The sequence below is a fragment of the Alteromonas sp. 4NS20-0143 genome, from assembly GCF_057542855.1.
The window spans coordinates 466,163-483,646 of the sequence record NZ_BAAJLR010000003.1 but is presented as its reverse complement, the minus strand read 5'-3'; the positions used below and the strand labels follow the sequence as shown (position 1 = coordinate 483,646).

Sequence of the window (17,484 nt, the reverse complement as noted above, 5' to 3'; positions counted from 1 at the left end):
GCACTTTATTAAGTTTTGCTCTGTTTATTAAAATATGCGCTGATTTCGGCAGCGGCCCAAATTAGCAAAGTAGATTTACAGAGTAATTTTACTTTGCGATTTTACAAGCATTCTTACAGGCCAATTGTACAGAGAAAGGGCTAGCTGTATTGTAGTCTGCAAAACCTAATTAAAAATAAAACGACAAAGGAAAAAGTATGATTATCAAAAAGATGCTGTTGATTAGCAGTGCAGTCGCGCTAGCGCTAGGCACTTCAGCTGCTATCGCAAATTCTCATAATGACGCTTTAAAAGAGCCAACCGTTATGCAAGAAGCTCAGAATGAGCATGAAAAACTCTTTGCGCTTTTTGCAGCATCGGACGAGCGTAATTTAGCGCTGAACCCCGTAATGGCCATATTTCGCGGTGATATGCGACGTGCAGATCGCTTGGGCGATTTTTTAACTGATGCTCATGATTTAGCAAGCCGTACCAATACACAGCTCAATTTATCGGAACTTGCGCAAATTGATAGAAGCAAGCTAGATGATACTGATAAATTGGCTTATGACGTTTTTAAGTACAATCAAGAGCGCGCACTTGAGATGTCCTCTCCTGAGATAAGCGCCTTAACCGAAGTACGTCCTGTTAATCACTTTAGTGGGTTCCATACTTTCTATCCATCATTTGCAAGCGGTAAGGGCGCAGCTCCTTTTAAAACCGTTGAAGACTACGAGAACAACTTATCACGCCACAAAGACTATATTGCCATTTCAGACCGGGCTATAGAGCGTTTTAAAGAGGGAATGGAATCTGGCGTGTTAGAAACCACGCTCACCATAGACCGCGTTATTAAGCAGTTTGATACACAGCTAGCAATACCGCTTAAAGAATCGCAGTTTTGGGGGCCTATGACGATGCTTCCAGAATCATTTTCTGATGAAGAAAAGGCTCGCTTAACAAGTGAATATGAGCAAGCGACGCAAGATATATATGATGCAACCACTCGTATGCGCGATTTTCTTCAAACTGAATACCTACCTGTTGCTCGTGAAACCATCGGTTTGAGCGACATGAAAGGCGGAGCAAAGCTTTATGAGCTGATGGTAGAGGGCTCGACTACGCTACCTCTGACTCCTGACGAACTGCATGAACTTGGGCTTAGAGAAGTCAAGCGCGTTAAAAACGACATGCTAGCAATAAAAGACGAAGTTGAATTTGACGGCACGTTAAACGAATTGTTTGATTTCGTGCGCACAGATCCGCAGTTTAAGCCTGAAAGTCGTGAAGCACTGACCCAAAGTTACTATCGTATTGGCAAAGAGGTAGACAAGAAAATTGGTGAGTATTTCTCATTATTGCCAAAGTCAGAGCTAGAGATAAAGCCTTACGATCCGGCTATTGAGCAGTTTAGCGCCGGTGGTTCTTATCAACCGGGTACGCCTGATGGGTCACGTCCAGGCACGTTTTTCTTTAACGCCTATGATTTACCTAGCCGTTTAACTACCGGGAACGTGACGCTATATCTTCACGAGGGAGCACCGGGCCATCATTTTCAAATAAGCCTTGCTCAAGAAAATGACTCACTGCCTTCATTTATGCGCTTTAGCTTTTTACCCGCTTTCGGCGAGGGATGGGCGCTATACTCTGAAACGCTAGGCTACGAAATGGGGTTTTTCGATGATCCGTGGAACCGTTACGGCACATTGCAAGATGAGCAGTTAAGAGCCATGCGCTTGGTGGTTGATACCGGTATTCACGCGAAGGGCTGGAGCAGAGAAAAAGCCATCGACTTTATGCTCGATAACTCTGGCATGACGCGCACTGAGGTAGTGGCAGAGGTTGAGCGTTATATTGCTATTCCCTCACAAGCCTTATCTTACAAGGTTGGAGCATTAAAAATACAAGAGTTACGCGCACGGGCTGAACAAGCCCTTGGCAAGAATTTTGATATTCGAGAATTCCATGCGCAGGTATTAAATACAGGTGGCATCCCGCTGGCTATTCTTGAACAAAAAATAGACCGTTGGATAGCCAGTCAGAAAAGCTAGCCAAAAAATTAGCCTCTTAAAAAAGTACGCACAAAGCCAGCTTTTGCCATCAAGTGAAAGCTGGTTTTTTGATCTCTCTTCCTCTACTCTAAAATTCAGCCCGTCGGGAATGGAAAGTAAAGTATGGGGAACGCAATGAAGCAAAATAATGGATTTTTCGCGTCTTTAGCCGCTATTGGCTTTGCCTGTGTAGCGTTAAGCCTCTCTGGCTGCCAAAGCACCTCACAGCAAGTGAGTAGCAGCGATGATATTCCCAGCAATCTGTCTTCTTCACTCAACTGGCAAAGCGACAAATTTAGCCAAACCAAGGTTATTAAGCCCCATGAGATATTGGTGCTCACACCCAAACAAAAAGCGGAATTTTTATCCTTTTTCAATAGCGACGAACAGCAAGACGTATCCCCCAATTTTCGTATATCCAACTTTTTAGAGAAATGGGCTACGGATTTTAGCTACGCAGGAGACACATTTACTGCAACAGAAGCGTTTGAAAAAAGGTCGGGAAATTGCCTGACGCTGGCAATACTAACCACCGCACTCGCTAACGTTGTTGGGTTAGATGTATATTATAAAAAGGTGTTCACGCCGCCTATTTACCGGCGCCACAATCATGTTTTGACCACCTCTGCCCATGTTAAAACCATTGTGCTTGGCCCTGAGGCGGAAGAGAAAAAGCTTGGCGTTATATTTTTTCGCAGCCGAACCGTTATAGATTATTTCCCGTCATCGCTTAACGACACAGGGGAGTACGTAGCCTTTAACGATTTTATTTCTATGTATTATCAAAACAAAGCGGCAAAGGCGATGGCAGTTAATAACTCGTCACTAGTCTACAGTTTACTCTCAAGGGCAATGCGCCAAACCCCACTTAATCCAGAAACCCTTAACGCTTTGGCGGTGTTTTATCGTCAGAACATGCTGTATAAAAAAGCGCGAGACATATATGAATTTGCGATTGAGAATAACGTTGAATCTATACACACCTTATCCAACTATGCTGTGCTGTTATCCGAGGTAGGAGATAGTGCAACATTAGCGAAGATAAGAAGTAAGCTTTTGGACGTTGAAGAGAACAATCCCTATCAATGGTACGACCAAGGCGTTAAATATTTGAATCAAGGCGAAACAAGAAGGGCGGTTGCCCTTTTCAACAAGTCGGTAAAAACTGGGCCGTACCTGAGTGAAGGTTATATGGGGTTAGCAAAAGCATACTTTTTACTTGGCGATATAGAACGTGCAGAGTCGAAGCTTAAAAAAGCAAAGGAACTCGCCTTTGGTGAAAAGGAAAGAGGGTTATACGCTGCAAAGCTTGACGCCCTGCAGCGTGTTAATAAATTTACCGATTAATTAGCAAAGTAACCTTATTAGTTATACAACCAAATAACGCTTAGATTTTCGCAGCCAATTCGGCGCCCTGACGAATGGCTCTTTTAGCATCAAGTTCTGCTGCTACGTCGGCGCCACCTATGATGTGTACCTTAAACCCAGCTTCTTCAAGAGGCGCTTTTAATGGCGTGAATGGTTCTTGGCCCGCACATACGATCACGTTATCGACTTCCAGTAGTTTTGGTTTGTCGTTAATAACAACATGAAGCCCTTTGTCATCAATTTTCTCGTAAGATACGCCATTGATCATTTGCACGTTGTGAAGTTTGAGAGACTGACGGTGGATCCAGCCTGTTGTTTTGCCCAAGCCCTTACCCACTTTTGTGGTTTTACGCTGAAGTAAAAACACCTCGCGGGTGGTTGGGGTCAGGTGTTTTTCCTTAAGTGCGCCGCCGGCGGCATAGCTTTTATCAATTCCCCAGTGCTGCAGCCACTTGTCTCTATTTTCAGTAAGATCTGCATCTTCAACTAGGTATTCAGCGACATCAAACCCGATGCCTCCAGCACCGATTACCGCTACACGCTGACCTACTTCAACATGATCCCGCAATACGTCTAGATAACCCAACACTTTCGGGTGATCGTGACCTTCAATAGTTAAGCTTCTAGGTTTAATACCGCTAGCTAAGATAACCTCATCGAAGCTTCCATCTTTTAATGTCTCTGTGGTTGCAAGCGTATTTAAATGAATAGTGACATTGGCTCGCGCTAGTTGATGCTTGAAGTAACGAAGGGTTTCATAAAACTCTTCTTTTCCCGGTATTTGCTTTGCGTAATTAAATTGACCACCAATCTCGCTAGCCTGGTCGAATAGATGCACATCGTGCCCGCGGTCGGCGGCGTACATCGCAAAAGACAGGCCTGCTGGTCCTGCACCAATAACCGCCAGTTTTTTCTTGTTCGAGGTTGGCGAGAAAGTGAGTTCGGTTTCATAGCAGGCCTGAGGATTCACTAAGCAGCTTGCACGCTTTTGCTCAAAGGCATGGTCTAAGCAGGCTTGGTTACAAGCTATACAGGTGTTGATAAGCTTCGATTCATTTTGCATTGCTTTGGCCACAAAGTGAGCGTCGGCAAGAAAAGGGCGAGCCATGGAAACCATGTCTGCGTGGCCCTCTGCCAACACTGATTCAGCAACTTCTGGCGTATTTATTCGGTTAGTTGTCACTAGCGGCAATGATACCTCTGCCTTCATCCGCTTGGTTATCCAAGTGAAAGCTGCTCGTGGGACCGAGGTTGATATTGTTGGCACTCTCGCTTCATGCCACCCAATACCTGTATTGATAAGCGTTGCGCCTGCCTTTTCTATCTCTTTAGCTAAATAAACCACCTCATCCCATTGGGCTCCGCCTTCCACTAAATCCAGCATGGAAAGACGATAAATGATTATAAACTCAGCCCCTACTTTTTCACGCACACTTCTCACTACCTCAATAGCCAATCGCGCTCTATTTTCGAGGCTTCCTCCCCATTCATCATTACGCTGGTTAGTGCGCTCACAGAAGAACTGATTGATGAGGTAGCCTTCTGACCCCATTATTTCTACGCCGTCGTATCCAGCCTTTTGAGCTAAACCTGCGCAATTTGCATAGTCTTTTATTGTGCTTTTAATACCGTTTGAAGACAGTGCTCGTGGTTTAAAGGGGGTAATAGGTGATTTCACGGGTGAAGCTGATACCGCTAGAGGGTGGTAGCCGTAACGCCCAGAGTGAAGAATTTGCATGCATATCTTGCCGCCTTCAGCGTGAACAGCCTCGGTAATAACTTTGTGTTTCTTAGCATGTCTCTTACTGGTCATTCTCCCTGCAAATGGGGCTACCCACCCAGAAATGTTGGGACTTATTCCTCCCGTTACAATGAGACCTACGCCGCCTTTAGCTCGCTCTGCATAGAATGCAGCCAATTTATCAAACCCGCCTTTTTCTTCCTCTAAGCCTAAATGCATAGAGCCCATCAATGTGCGGTTTCGCAATGTGGTAAAGCCTAAGTCAAGAGGCTCGAGAAGGTGGGGGTAGGGCGTAGTCATAGTCATTTCTCTTTTTATAATTTTAGTGGTTTGCCTCACGTTTTCCGAAGCCTTTTATATAAAGCGCTTTATTTAAAGCAAAACGTGTTGAGGTAGATAATCTAAACTGCACGGGTCGCAAAGCAAGTGTTCCAACATATAAGTCGCAGTATACAAGCCGCACCTAACAAGCCGCTCTCATGTCTAATACAATATAATAGTATGTGAATACATAAAATAACGCTGTTCTGATTATTTACTAGGAACAGCGTATCGTAAAGAGAGTTTATTAATACCAGTCCGCATAGATAGTTACCCACTCAGCGAGACTTAAAATGTTCGTAATCGCGGCGTGTTACCGCAGGTGCAGTGGTTCTACATCAAGGTGACACAACAAAGAGTACGGACATTTTAAACTCGCCCTTTGGGAAGGTCTGGCAAGTTCCCTAGCTTCATTCTGGGAATTTGAAAGGGAACAGCCATTCCTGCATTCCCACGCTTCGCTAGGAAACTTGCCAGCGCCTTCTGAGTGAGCAATTATCTATGCGGACTGGTATAAAATATAGCGGACATAAAAAAACGAGGTCAAAGACCTCGTTTTTAAAAAGTAATCAACAAAGGCAGCTCGCCTTAGTCCACGTACATTTTTTGTTTAAACTTAAGGGTTTGCTTTTCAGCGGCTCTTTGAGCGGTGACTTCAAAGCGATAAGTCTCTTGATCGCGAAACGGTAATACTGCCAAATAATAAATAGCATCACCATCTTCCACCTTTTTAAACGTCAGCTGCTTTTTACTACCAAGCAAGTTCGTTGCGTTGCCAGTCACTGATACTCGCTGAGCTTCGCCAGAATCCTTATTTAACACTGAAATATTCACCAGCGCATTGTATTTACTGCGAACGATACCGTAGTTAGCTGCCACCTCAGGTGTTAAAAACGGCGTATTCACTACCATGTAGTGCACATCCCACTCACCGAGAGTTTCTTTTTGCTCCGCATGAGCCTGTACGCTTAGGCACATGAGTAGTGCACCTATAAACACTGATGACACTTTTTTAACTATATTCACCGCTGTTCCTCGCATTGACATTGTTCGCACCGTTTTCTTTCGATTTGGTGGACGGCGTTAGCGTTAATCCTCACCTACGTAAATCTTCACCTACAAAGAGAGAGGATTGCCCATTCATTATTTATAGACTCATAGCACTCTGAGCGCGTCTTGGATCAGCAGCTGTAAAAACTGTAATCCAATAATTGCGATAAGCACCGACAAATCAAGGCCGCCTAAGGGAGGAATAATTTTGCGAATAGGCGCTAAGAAAGGCTCGGTAAGCTGATGAAGCACATAGTCTATAGGAGACTGACCCTGTGAGACCCAGCTTAAAATTGCCCGCAATAACAGCACCCAGAACATAAGCGACAAGGTTTCTTTTATCACACCCATGACTGACATAATGGCAATCCCGATAGGGTTTAGATTGCCGCCAGATATCAGTATTAAGGTAATGATTTTAAGCGCACAAACAGCAATCGCTAACACAAAGGTGGCCGTATCAAATCGACCTATGGACGGGATAATGCGTCGCAACGGTCCTACAATCGGATGTGTGGCCTTCACGATAAATTGGCTCATGGGGTTGTAAAAGTCTGCTTGTACCATCTGCAGCCACAACCTCAAGATGACAATCATCAGGTAAAGGTTAAATAATGTATCGACTAAAAATACCGTTGCGTTCATCTACTGTTTTTCCTAAAAACGTTAAAGCTGTTTTGCCATTTCTTCGGCTCGAGCGACGGCAGCGCGCATAGACTTGCTGACAATATCTTTTAAGCCTTCGTCAATGAACGTATTTACCGCCTGTGCGGTGGTGCCGCCTTTAGAGGTAACTTGGGCACGAAGCTCACTTAATTCAAGGTCTGGGTTATTGCACACCATTTCAGCTGCACCTAGCATAGCTTGCTGTACCATAAGACGAGACTGGTCTTTATCAAACCCCATATTCATGGCTTCTTCTTGCATGTTCTGAAGGAATAAGAAGAAGTACGCAGGACTACTACCGGCAGCGGCAATGACACCGTTGATACCATCTTCTTCATTAACCCAAACGGTTTCACCTACGCTGTTCATTACATCGTCTACATAGGTTCTGTCTTCTTGCGTCACTGTGTCATCGGCATACATACCCGACATGCCTTTACCTAATAAACTTGGCGTATTTGGCATAATACGAACAACTGGGTAGTCACCACCTAGCATCTCTTGCAGGCGAGATACCGGAAGGCCTGCTGCAATACTCAAAAAGAGCTTACCCGCGAGGTCATTGTTTTTCTGTAAGTCGGCGCACATGTCGCCCATAATTTGTGGTTTTACTGCAAGCACAATGGCATCGGCAAACTGGCAGGCTTCATCGTTCGATTGGGTCGTTTGTATGCCGAACTCTTCTTTCAGCTTGTCTAATTTCGGTGTAGACGGGTTAGCTGCAAGTATATTTTCTTTTGCATAGCCAGACTGAATTAATCCACTAATGATGCTGCGGCTCATGTTGCCTGCGCCAATAAATGCCAATTTTTTCTGTTGCATGTAAATCCTATTTGTTGTCTATGTAATGCTTAATTCAACACGCATAATTGCACAAAAGTAACGTCGCAATCGCGTATTGCTGAATAAGTAGTTAAATCGTGGGTTTTAACGTTGTCGCCTCGTTTTTTGAACGCCAACGTTTCACTTTTTACGCTCGCGGCTCATTTTCAAACGCTAGCGGCTCATTTTCAAACGCTAGCGGCTTACTTTAAAACGCTCACGCTTGGGGGAGACGACTCAACCACGTTTACCAAAAATAGCCGTGCCTATACGCACCATTGTAGAACCATTTTTGATGGCAGCGTTCATGTCGCTGCTCATTCCTACTGATAGGGTATCAAAATTGGCCAGCGATTTGTGGTAATGGTCATATAATTCTTTCAGTTTACCGAGAGTATGGGCTTGTTCTTCCTCGCTTGGGTTGGCTTTTGGAATGGCCATAATGCCGCGAAGACATAATTTTTCCTGCGATTCGATAAACTGAATTAAGCCGTCAAGTTCGCTAGGTTTAACGCCAGATTTGCTGTCTTCATCATCAATGTTGAGTTGAATGCATACATTTAGCGCAGATAAGTTGTCGGGGCGTTGATCATTTAGTCTTCGCGCCACTTTTTCTCTATCAACCGACTGTACCCAGTGAAAGTGCTCGGCTACGACCTTGGTTTTATTCGATTGAATGGGGCCAATCATGTGCCACTCTATATCGGTGAGGTGAGCAAGTTCCTGAACTTTTTCAACACCTTCCTGAACATAGTTCTCTGCGAACAATCGTTGTCCCGCTTCATACGCTTCAATAATATCCGATACGGGTTTAGTTTTGCTTACCGCTAGTAATTTGACTGAATTTGGTGGACGATGTACTGACTTAGCGGCTTGTGTAATTCCCTCTAGTGCGGAATTTATTCTTTCTGCTATTGTTTGCATTATTCACCTTGTTATGGAGAAGTGGTTGTGGATATTACCGAACTTTTAGCGTTTAGTGTTAAGAATAACGCCTCAGATTTACATTTGTCAGCCGGACTCCCGCCGCTTATTCGCGTTGATGGCGAAATGCGTAAGCTCAACGTTCCAGCCCTTGATCACAAGCAGGTTCATGGCCTCGTTTATGAAATCATGAACGACATGCAACGCAAAGAATACGAGGAAAACTTAGAAACCGATTTTTCTTTTGAAGTAAAAGGACTATCGCGCTTTCGTGTAAACGCGTTTGTGCAAAATCGCGGCGCCGCAGCGGTACTTCGTACAATCCCTAGCGATGTGCTTACTTTAGACGATTTAGGTGCACCAGATATTTTCAAAGAAATTATCAATCAGCCAACTGGAATAGTGTTAGTGACAGGTGCTACCGGCTCGGGTAAAAGTACCACATTGGCGGCTATGGTCGATCACATTAATACCCACAAACGAGAGCATATTCTTACCATAGAAGACCCCATTGAATTTGTGCACGACAATAAACTTAGCCTGATTAACCAGCGTGAAGTGCATCGAGACACACACTCGTTCAACAATGCGCTGCGCTCGGCGTTACGTGAAGATCCCGATGTTATTCTTGTGGGCGAGCTACGTGATTTAGAAACTATACGCCTTGCTATCTCCGCCGCGGAAACTGGTCACTTGGTATTTGGTACCTTGCATACCAACTCAGCGCCAAAAACCATTGACCGGATTATCGACGTGTTTCCGGCAGAGGAAAAGTCAATGGTGCGTTCAATGTTATCCGAATCTTTACGAGCGGTAATATCGCAAACCCTATTGAAAAAAGTAGGCGGTGGACGAGTAGCTGCCCATGAGATTATGGTGGGTATCCCGGCCATTAGAAACCTTATCCGCGAAGACAAAGTGCCGCAGATGTACTCGGTTATTCAGACCGGTCAGGCACATGGTATGCAAACCATGGATCAGTGTTTGCAGCGCTTGGTGGCAATGGGCGTGATTACAAAGCAAGATGCTGCGGCTAAGTCTGTTGATAAACAATCGATGAATAGCTTCTAGACAGTTTGTTAAACACCCGTAATTAGGTCCAACTTTTCAGGTTTAAAGCCCAGGAACCATAATGCTAGATTCGCTTTTACAAAAAATGATCGACGGTAATGCCTCAGATTTATTCGTCACGGCAAACTTTCCAATTAGTGCAAAAATTAACGGCAAGCTTACGCCTATCTCCGATTCAGTAACCTCTGAAGAATTAGCGCTGTCTCTGGTACATGAAGCGATGACAGAAAAGCAGCAACACGAGTTTCATACATCAAAAGAGTGTAACTTTGCTATCGTTAGAGAAGGAATTGGGCGTTTTCGTTGCTCTGCTTTTTGGCAGCGCGACCAAGCAGGAATGGTTATAAGGCGGATCGTTACGCAAATCCCCAAGGCCGATGATTTAGGGCTACCGAGAGTCTTAAAAGAAATCATTATGGCAAAACGCGGGCTCGTACTATTTGTCGGGGGAACCGGTACCGGTAAATCAACCTCTTTAGCCGCGCTAATTGGCCACAGAAATGAAAACTCTCACGGTCACATTCTTACTATTGAAGACCCAATTGAATTCGTTCACGAACACAACAACTGCGTTATAACCCAGCGTGAAGTAGGCATAGATACGCAATCTTTTGATGATGCGTTAAAAAGCTCTCTACGCCAAGCGCCAGATGTCATTCTTATTGGTGAAATTCGCTCTATGGAGACGATGGAGTATGCCATGTCGTTTGCCGATACAGGGCATTTATGTGTAGCGACTTTGCACGCTAATAATGCCAACCAAGCCATTGAGCGAATAATGCACCTAGCGCCAAAAGACATGCACGACAAGCTGCGTTTCGATTTAAGCCTAAACATCCGCGCTATTGTGGCGCAGCAATTGGTGCCTACGCCAGACGGAAAAGGCCGAGTCGCGGCAATAGAAGTGCTACTTAACACGCCGTTGGTAAGCGACCTTATTCAACGCAACGAGATTGGCAGTCTTAAAGAAGCGATGAAAAAAGGTAAAGAGCAGGGCATGCAGAGCTTTGATATGGCCCTGTACGACTTGTATAAGCAAGGACGGATTGAAATGGACCAAGCGCTGCATCACGCTGACTCACCAAACGACCTTCGCCTTATGATTAAGCTAGATGCCAGTGATAACTCAAGTTTGGGAACGCTATCGAATGTGTCTTTTGATATGGATGAATAGCAACATGAGTTGGAGCGCCGCGGGAGTGATTGCTTGAAAAAACTGTTTTCTTCTGAGCATGCGTTTGAACTTCAGGCAGTGCGCAGCGAGCTTGACGCGCTTAGTATTCCCTACATGATAAAAAACGAGTTTGCTAGTGGAGCACTTGGGGAACTGCCATGGCAAGAAGCACAGCAAGAGTTGTGGTTGGTTGACGATACGTGGTTTCATCGCGCTTCAAAGGTAGTGGACGGCATTAAAGCCAATTTTGCATCTAGCCAAGGCGGCCAGGGCCAGGAAGAGCGCGAATGGGTATGCAACAGTTGCGGTGAAGAAAATGGCAGTGCGTTTGAGGTTTGCTGGCAATGCGGCGATGATCTCTAAGGCTACGAGCATCTAAAGGGCCAGTAGTAGAGAAGTAATTTTCAGGCGTCGACGCTTAAAATCGGTCTGAAGCCTTACTCGTAGGCGCTTTCTATCCAGCTAGTAAAAATAACGCACGCCGACACACTATCTACTTTCTCTTTTGTCAGTTTTTTATACCCACCTAGTTCGAACAGCATGGCTTTAGCGTCGGTGGTAGTTAGCCGCTCGTCGCAAACCTCTACTTTAACCTTAAAGCGATTGTGCAAGCGATTAGCAAACTTACGAGCCCGCTGGGTCATCTGCTGCTCAGTACCGTCCATATTTAGCGGTAGCCCAACAACGACCACATCAGGAAGCCAATCCTTATATAAGGTTTCGATAAGGTTCCAATCGGGAATGCCGTCTCTGGCTTTCAAAGCGGGAAGGGGCGATGCGGTACCTGTGACTTCTTGGCCTACGGCAACGCCAATGCTTTTAGTACCAAAATCGAAGGAAAGTATTGTTCTGTTGCCAAGTTTATTTCCCATTTTAGGCATGACCAGAGCCTGGTGCTAATTGCCACACATCGACGCCGAGCTTGTTCACGGTAGCTTGCCATTTCTTATGGATAGGAGTGTGAAATAAGATTTCCTCATCAGCTTCAATCGTTAGCCATGCGTTATCTTGCATTTCCTGCTCCAACTGCCCTTTAGACCAACCGGCAAACCCCAGAGCGATAATGGCATCATCAGGACCTTCATCGTTACCGATGGCGGTTAAAATGTCCTTTGACGTTGTTACCATTACCCCTGGTGCTAGGGCTAGACTCGAGGCCCAACCTTTTTGCGTAGAGTGCAATACAAACCCTCGTTCCTGACTTACAGGGCCGCCTGCCAGTACGATCTCTTCGGCTTTATCGTCTGACACCGTGAGTTCTTTGTCGGTTTGTTCTAAAAGTTGCTTCACATTCATTGTGGAGGGTTGATTCACCACAATTCCCATGGCGCCTTCTGAGTCATGTTCACAAACATAAATCAAAGAGCGAGAAAAATAAGGGTCGCCTAAGCTTGGCATTGCTACCAAAAAGTGATTTTTTAAACTCGTTAACTCTGTCATATTTTTTTCACTTTCAGTTTATTTCTCTCAAAATTTATCACGTTCAGTTTTTATAAAGGCTTAGTTTCGTCAAGCCTAGCTTTTACTAGGCCTGGGTTTTACCTAGCCTGAGTTGCACTAAGCCTTGAGTGCCAAGCGTTTTTCAATTGCCTCAAACAGCTTCGCCATAATGTTGATATCGAAATGACGTTCAATTTCTCGTACGCATGTGGGGCTAGTAATGTTTATTTCCGTTATTTTATTGCCAATCACATCAAGTCCAACAAAAAGAATGTTGTTCTCTTTCAGCGTTGGTGCAATGGCTTCTGCTAACGCTCTGTCTGATTCAGAAATGGGTTGGGGCCGTCCGGTACCGCCGGCGGCTAAATTACCTCGAGTTTCTCCCTTGGTAGGTAAGCGAGCCAAGCAATAAGGAATAACTTCACCGTCTACAATAAGTACGCGCTTGTCACCGTCTTTTATTTGCGGCAAATATTCTTGAACCATCATGTAGCGCGTGCCTAGGTGAGTCAGCGTTTCAATGATGACCCCAAGGTTATTGCCGTCAGGCTTCACACGAAATATGGAAGCTCCGCCCATTCCATCGAGAGGTTTACAAATAATATCTTGGTACTTAGCGTGAAATTCACGAATTGGCACTTGGTTATTAGCAACAAGCGTAGCTGGAATATGTTCAGGGAAGTATGAAGTAAACAGCTTTTCGTTGTAGTCTCGCAACGCCTGAGGGTTATTTACCACAAGAGCGCCTGCATCTTGTGCCAACGACAGCATTTGAGTGGCATAGAGAAATTCACTGTCAAATGGCGGATCCTTACGCATAAGCAACACATCGATATCACCTAGGTGAACCGCATTGGTTTCGGTAATCTCGTAAAAGTCTGCGGGCTGATCTTTCACTGTTACCGTTTTCGCCAATCCCATTGGCTTACCGTTTTCTAAGTAGAGATCCTTAAGTTCAAAATACACTACAGTTGCACCGCGGCGCTGTGCTTCTAGCATCATTGCGAGGCTGGTATCTTTGTGAGGTGTGATGGCCTCAATGGGGTCCATGATTACGCCGACAGTATATTGCATTAGGTTCTCGCTTTAAAATTAACGGTAGTCACTATGACCTTATACCCCCTTATGTTGGGGCGCTCTACCACAGTTCAAGACAGCGGCGTTATGTTCTACAATGTAAACAGGATTCAGGTTACTCAGAAATCGCCATGTTGAGCTTGCAGTATGCTTAACGACGTGAGGGCTGCAGTTTCTGTTCTTAAAATTCGTGGACCTAAGCTTACCGACAGGTATCCATTTTCATTAGCCTGATGAATTTCTGTCTCAGAAAGGCCGCCCTCCGGCCCCACTAGTAATCTGTAGCCTTGCGTATTGTAGGGTTGCTTAGCAAGAGGCTGTGACGCACCCGGTGCAAGGACTATACGAGAACTAGAAGTAGATTGAGACAGCCACTGAACAAGAGAAACTGGCTCATTAAGCGTAGGCACTCTGTTTCGACCGCTTTGCTCACAGGCACCTAGGATAATTTTTTGCCATTGTTGCAGCTTTTTTTCCCAGCGTGATGGCTCTAATTTCACTGCACACCGCTCGGTGATGATTGGGGTAATTTCACTTACGCCCAATTCAACGCTCTTTTGCAACACCATATCCATTCTGTCACCTTTAGAAACGCCTTGACCTAAATGCAGGTGCAGAGGTGACTCATTAGAGACAGACAAGCAGGCATCAATCTCAACGATAACGTTTTTCCGCTGAACACTGATGATTATTCCACTGTACTCATTGCCATCGCCGTTAAACAAAACAATCGGTCGATTAGGTTTCAGGCGTAAAACCGTTGCAACGTGATGTCCTGCTTCTTGGGTAAGCTCAAATTCTTGTTCTAAGGCGATAGGATCGGGGTAATAAACTCTAGGTATACGCATGAAAAATTTGCAGTTGTCGTTTTTGCGTATAATACGTGGGGAGGGGGGCGACATGCAACGCCGACGTCAGCGAAATCGGCGATAACACGTTTAAACACGTTCTTTCGTTAGCTACTTTACTGTAAACATTCGCAATTGAGTTAAGCCAATGAGCAACTCAATACAGTGAGAAAGCGTGACAGAAACCGTGTGAATGTTAAATAGAAGCGACTACGCAGCGCGAGCTGAATCCGTGGAACCCGACTGTAGAGAGTGAGTAGGCGTCGACGCTGTATTTTCGCTTTTATTACGGTTCATGTCCCGTTGAGCTCGTGCGTGCTTGGTATGTTTGCCGGTGTCTGATCGCAAAGAATAAAGAAAAATTCCAGCAACGACAGTAAATAACGTGGTTAAGAGCAACATACGATAATCCTTTTTTATAATAATCTACTAAAGCATCAGTGTGGCTGTGGTTTTTATACAACAGCGTACTTAATGTCTTTGCATTAGGAGTTCAATGAACCGACTTTTATTTAAAAGTCGATGCAATTTCCTAATGCACCATCCGTGAAGCCCTAGTGTAAACTTTTTTGATTAAAAAAACATCAGCATTTTTCTTCTCATACTGTCTAAAAAACTATCTATGTGATCAATATGAAGATTTAAAATGAAGTATTTAAATTAATACGTAAGCTAGGGCGTGTTGCTCTTTGCTTTACGAGTTTTGGGCTAAATGGAAGCATTTTAATCGCGAAACAGTCCTGTAGGCCTAGTGGGCTACGTCAAAGGGCTGTGACAAAGAGTAAAATGCTTCCATAACGCCCCCTTCGGGCAGGGCCTGTGAGCTATTTACTCTGCGTTGAATGGTTTCGATTTAGCCCGCTAGACCTTCAACCATTCGCCTTGTTTAAATAGCTCACAGGCGCTGCAAAAACGTACAGCAAAGAACAACACGCCCTAAAACTATGCTTAAAGCTTAGGTGAGAAATGTGACAGGTGAGTGAACACAAAATTAAGTTCGAAATGAAATCAAAATGACATTTGCAATGATAACAGAAATCGTAAATGTATAACCATAAAACTTACTACTTTTGGATAATGAATGCCCTCTATAGGCTGCTTCAGCGTTAGACTTTAGCTTAGTTTTGAAGATTAACTTAGTTTAACTATTGGTGATGTTAGTTTTTACTGATACCGTGAGTTGCATAGTAACTATAAACTCAACAAGGAATAATTATGGAAGAACAACTCTCGCTCTTTTCTGCAAGTGACGTTGAAAGGTATATAAATGATTACGCAATTCCATGGGGCATTAATATCGCCATGGCAATCGCAATTTATGTAATTGGTAAAATTGTTGTCGGTCTGTTGCTGTCAGTTTTCCGACGCGTAATGGCCAAATCTAAATACGACGACATGCTCGTTGATTTCTTAGAAGCAATCATTAGCGCCATACTAATGCTTTTCGTTATTGTGGCATCGCTAGACCAACTTGGTGTTGATACCACATCGCTTGTTGCTATTTTAGGTGCAGCTGGCCTAGCCATTGGTTTGTCATTACAAGACTCGCTCAAGAATTTCGCAGCGGGCGTAATGCTTCTTTTATTCAAACCATTTAAAGCGGGTGACTTCGTTGAAGCGGGTGGAACTGCGGGCTCAATTAAAAAGATTGGCATTTTCACAACGACAATGACAACGCCTGACAATAAAGAAATTATTGTACCAAACGGTAATATCTACAGTGGTAATATTACCAATTACTCGGCTAAGGAAACTCGTCGTGTAGATATGGTTGTAGGTATTGGCTACGACGCTGACTTATTGAAAGCGAAGCAAATACTTCAAGAAATGGTGTCAGCTGATGAACGAATTTTAGCAGAGCCAGCGCCAACGGTTGCAGTATCTGAACTTGCCGATAGCAGTGTGAACTTTGTGGTTCGCCCATGGGTTAAGGCAGCAGATTTCTGGGGCGTTAAGTTCGACTTTACTGAAGCGGTTAAATTGCGTTTCGACCAAGAAGGCATCTCTATTCCGTTTCCACAAATGGATGTGCATTTGCATAAAACAGATGGCGAATAAGATTACGCCAGCTAGATAAACAAAAACGCCGCTTTTAAGCGGCGTTTTTTATTACTATTACTTTGAATTACTGCTTACAATTGGGGCGGTTGTTCGTGGCTTGATAATCAGCAAGCGCTGGACCCATATTTGCTCTTAAATCTGCAATACGCGTTTGCGGAGCCGGGTGAGTAGATAAAAACTCCATTGGGCTATTTCCTCCACTCGCTGCCTCCATGTTCTGCCAAAGGTTGACAGACTGACGAGGGTCAAAGCCAGACTTTGCCATTAGCTGAAGACCTATTTCATCGGCTTCTGATTCGTGAGTTCTGCTAAAAGGCAATTGAACGCCAACCTGCATACCTAATCCAATGGCCGCCATAATAGGGCCCGACTGAGGCACCTCATTCGCTGCAAGCACCTGGCCTGCTGCCTGAGTACCCATATTGATTAAGGTAGATTGAGACATACGCTCGTTACCGTGTTCAGCGATAACGTGACCGACTTCATGGCCTATTACCGCTGCAAGCTGGTGCTGGTTTTCAGCGACACCAAGAAGGCCAGTGTAAACCCCTATTTTACCGCCAGGCAAAGCAAATGCATTGACTTGCTCATCGTCAAAAACTACCACTTCCCATTTTCCGTCAAAAACAGAGGAGGGCACCTGTGCAGTAATTGCATTGGCAATACATTCCACGTAAGTGTTCTGCACTCGCGTAGTCGACACTTTGAGTTCTTCTTTCATGCCTGAAAACGCTTGTGCTCCCATTTCAGATAACTGGGAGTCAGAAAAAAGCAGTACTTGGTTTCTGCCAGTTGGGGAGGTGGCGCACGCTGATAGTGCGAGCGCTGCGGCCACCGCCGCTGATAAGGTGAATTTCAATTTCATTTTGAGTCCTTTGTGTCTTAAACATC

At 44.6% G+C, this 17,484-nt stretch carries 16 protein-coding genes; 6 read left to right on the top strand and 10 right to left on the bottom strand.

What is annotated here, in order from left to right; translation table 11 throughout:
- Positions 1 to 197 precede the first annotated feature (197 nt).
- A complete protein-coding gene (locus AC27HD_RS09315) occupies positions 198 to 2,030 on the top strand; it encodes a DUF885 domain-containing protein (protein WP_487105278.1) in 1,833 nt (610 codons plus the stop codon).
- Between the two features lie 135 nt (positions 2,031 to 2,165).
- Positions 2,166 to 3,377 carry a tetratricopeptide repeat protein gene (locus AC27HD_RS09310; protein WP_487105277.1) on the top strand — a complete coding sequence of 404 codons (1,212 nt, stop codon included), beginning with the start codon at positions 2,166 to 2,168 and terminating at the stop codon, positions 3,375 to 3,377.
- A gap of 40 nt (positions 3,378 to 3,417) precedes the next feature.
- On the opposite strand, the gene AC27HD_RS09305 is transcribed toward AC27HD_RS09310, so the two are convergent.
- From AC27HD_RS09305 to AC27HD_RS09285, 5 genes are all read right to left on the bottom strand, one after another.
- Positions 3,418 to 5,445, bottom strand: a complete 2,028-nt coding sequence (locus AC27HD_RS09305; RefSeq protein WP_487105275.1) for an oxidoreductase — start codon at positions 5,443 to 5,445, stop codon at positions 3,418 to 3,420.
- A 603-nt stretch (positions 5,446 to 6,048) separates the two neighbouring features.
- Positions 6,049 to 6,438, bottom strand: coding sequence for a DUF4426 domain-containing protein (locus AC27HD_RS09300; protein ID WP_487105562.1), 390 nt, complete (start codon positions 6,436 to 6,438; stop codon positions 6,049 to 6,051).
- Between the two features lie 177 nt (positions 6,439 to 6,615).
- Positions 6,616 to 7,155, bottom strand: a complete 540-nt coding sequence (locus AC27HD_RS09295; RefSeq protein ID WP_032097430.1) for a YggT family protein — start codon at positions 7,153 to 7,155, stop codon at positions 6,616 to 6,618.
- A 21-nt stretch (positions 7,156 to 7,176) separates the two neighbouring features.
- On the bottom strand, positions 7,177 to 7,998 hold the full coding sequence (proC, locus tag AC27HD_RS09290) for a pyrroline-5-carboxylate reductase (RefSeq protein ID WP_032097431.1): 822 nt from the start codon (positions 7,996 to 7,998) through the stop codon (positions 7,177 to 7,179).
- Between the two features lie 237 nt (positions 7,999 to 8,235).
- Positions 8,236 to 8,922 carry a YggS family pyridoxal phosphate-dependent enzyme gene (locus tag AC27HD_RS09285; protein ID WP_487105272.1) on the bottom strand — a complete coding sequence of 229 codons (687 nt, stop codon included), beginning with the start codon at positions 8,920 to 8,922 and terminating at the stop codon, positions 8,236 to 8,238.
- Between the two features lie 27 nt (positions 8,923 to 8,949).
- Here AC27HD_RS09285 and AC27HD_RS09280 point away from each other — a divergent pair, with 27 nt between their 5' ends.
- The 3 genes from AC27HD_RS09280 (at position 8,950) to AC27HD_RS09270 (ending at position 11,530) form a co-directional block, all read left to right on the top strand.
- Positions 8,950 to 9,993: a type IV pilus twitching motility protein PilT gene (locus tag AC27HD_RS09280; protein WP_032097433.1), complete on the top strand. Its 1,044-nt coding sequence runs from the start codon at positions 8,950 to 8,952 to the stop codon at positions 9,991 to 9,993.
- Between the two features lie 61 nt (positions 9,994 to 10,054).
- Positions 10,055 to 11,167, top strand: coding sequence for a PilT/PilU family type 4a pilus ATPase (locus AC27HD_RS09275; protein ID WP_032097434.1), 1,113 nt, complete (start codon positions 10,055 to 10,057; stop codon positions 11,165 to 11,167).
- A gap of 33 nt (positions 11,168 to 11,200) precedes the next feature.
- Positions 11,201 to 11,530 carry a putative signal transducing protein gene (locus tag AC27HD_RS09270; RefSeq protein WP_487105270.1) on the top strand — a complete coding sequence of 110 codons (330 nt, stop codon included), beginning with the start codon at positions 11,201 to 11,203 and terminating at the stop codon, positions 11,528 to 11,530.
- 74 nt (positions 11,531 to 11,604) lie between these two features.
- Here the strand turns inward: AC27HD_RS09270 and ruvX are convergent, their stop codons facing one another.
- The 4 genes from ruvX to AC27HD_RS09250 form a co-directional block, all read right to left on the bottom strand.
- On the bottom strand, positions 11,605 to 12,048 hold the full coding sequence (ruvX, locus tag AC27HD_RS09265) for a Holliday junction resolvase RuvX (RefSeq protein ID WP_487105268.1): 444 nt from the start codon (positions 12,046 to 12,048) through the stop codon (positions 11,605 to 11,607).
- Positions 12,041 to 12,607 carry a YqgE/AlgH family protein gene (locus AC27HD_RS09260; RefSeq protein ID WP_487105266.1) on the bottom strand — a complete coding sequence of 189 codons (567 nt, stop codon included), beginning with the start codon at positions 12,605 to 12,607 and terminating at the stop codon, positions 12,041 to 12,043. Before AC27HD_RS09260 ends, ruvX begins: the two co-directional genes overlap by 8 nt.
- Positions 12,608 to 12,724: 117 nt before the next feature.
- Positions 12,725 to 13,681, bottom strand: coding sequence for a glutathione synthase (gene gshB, locus AC27HD_RS09255; protein WP_032097438.1), 957 nt, complete (start codon positions 13,679 to 13,681; stop codon positions 12,725 to 12,727).
- Between the two features lie 122 nt (positions 13,682 to 13,803).
- A complete protein-coding gene (locus AC27HD_RS09250; RefSeq protein WP_032097583.1) occupies positions 13,804 to 14,532 on the bottom strand; it encodes a 16S rRNA (uracil(1498)-N(3))-methyltransferase in 729 nt (242 codons plus the stop codon).
- 1,215 nt (positions 14,533 to 15,747) lie between these two features.
- Here AC27HD_RS09250 and AC27HD_RS09245 point away from each other — a divergent pair.
- Positions 15,748 to 16,590 (top strand): mechanosensitive ion channel family protein, encoded by an 843-nt coding sequence (locus AC27HD_RS09245; RefSeq protein ID WP_032097440.1) that lies wholly within the window; start codon positions 15,748 to 15,750, stop codon positions 16,588 to 16,590.
- Between the two features lie 67 nt (positions 16,591 to 16,657).
- Here AC27HD_RS09245 and AC27HD_RS09240 read toward each other — a convergent pair whose 3' ends face one another.
- Complete coding sequence (locus AC27HD_RS09240; protein ID WP_487105263.1) at positions 16,658 to 17,458, bottom strand: M48 family metallopeptidase; 801 nt, start codon at positions 17,456 to 17,458, stop codon at positions 16,658 to 16,660.
- Positions 17,459 to 17,484: the final 26 nt, after the last annotated feature.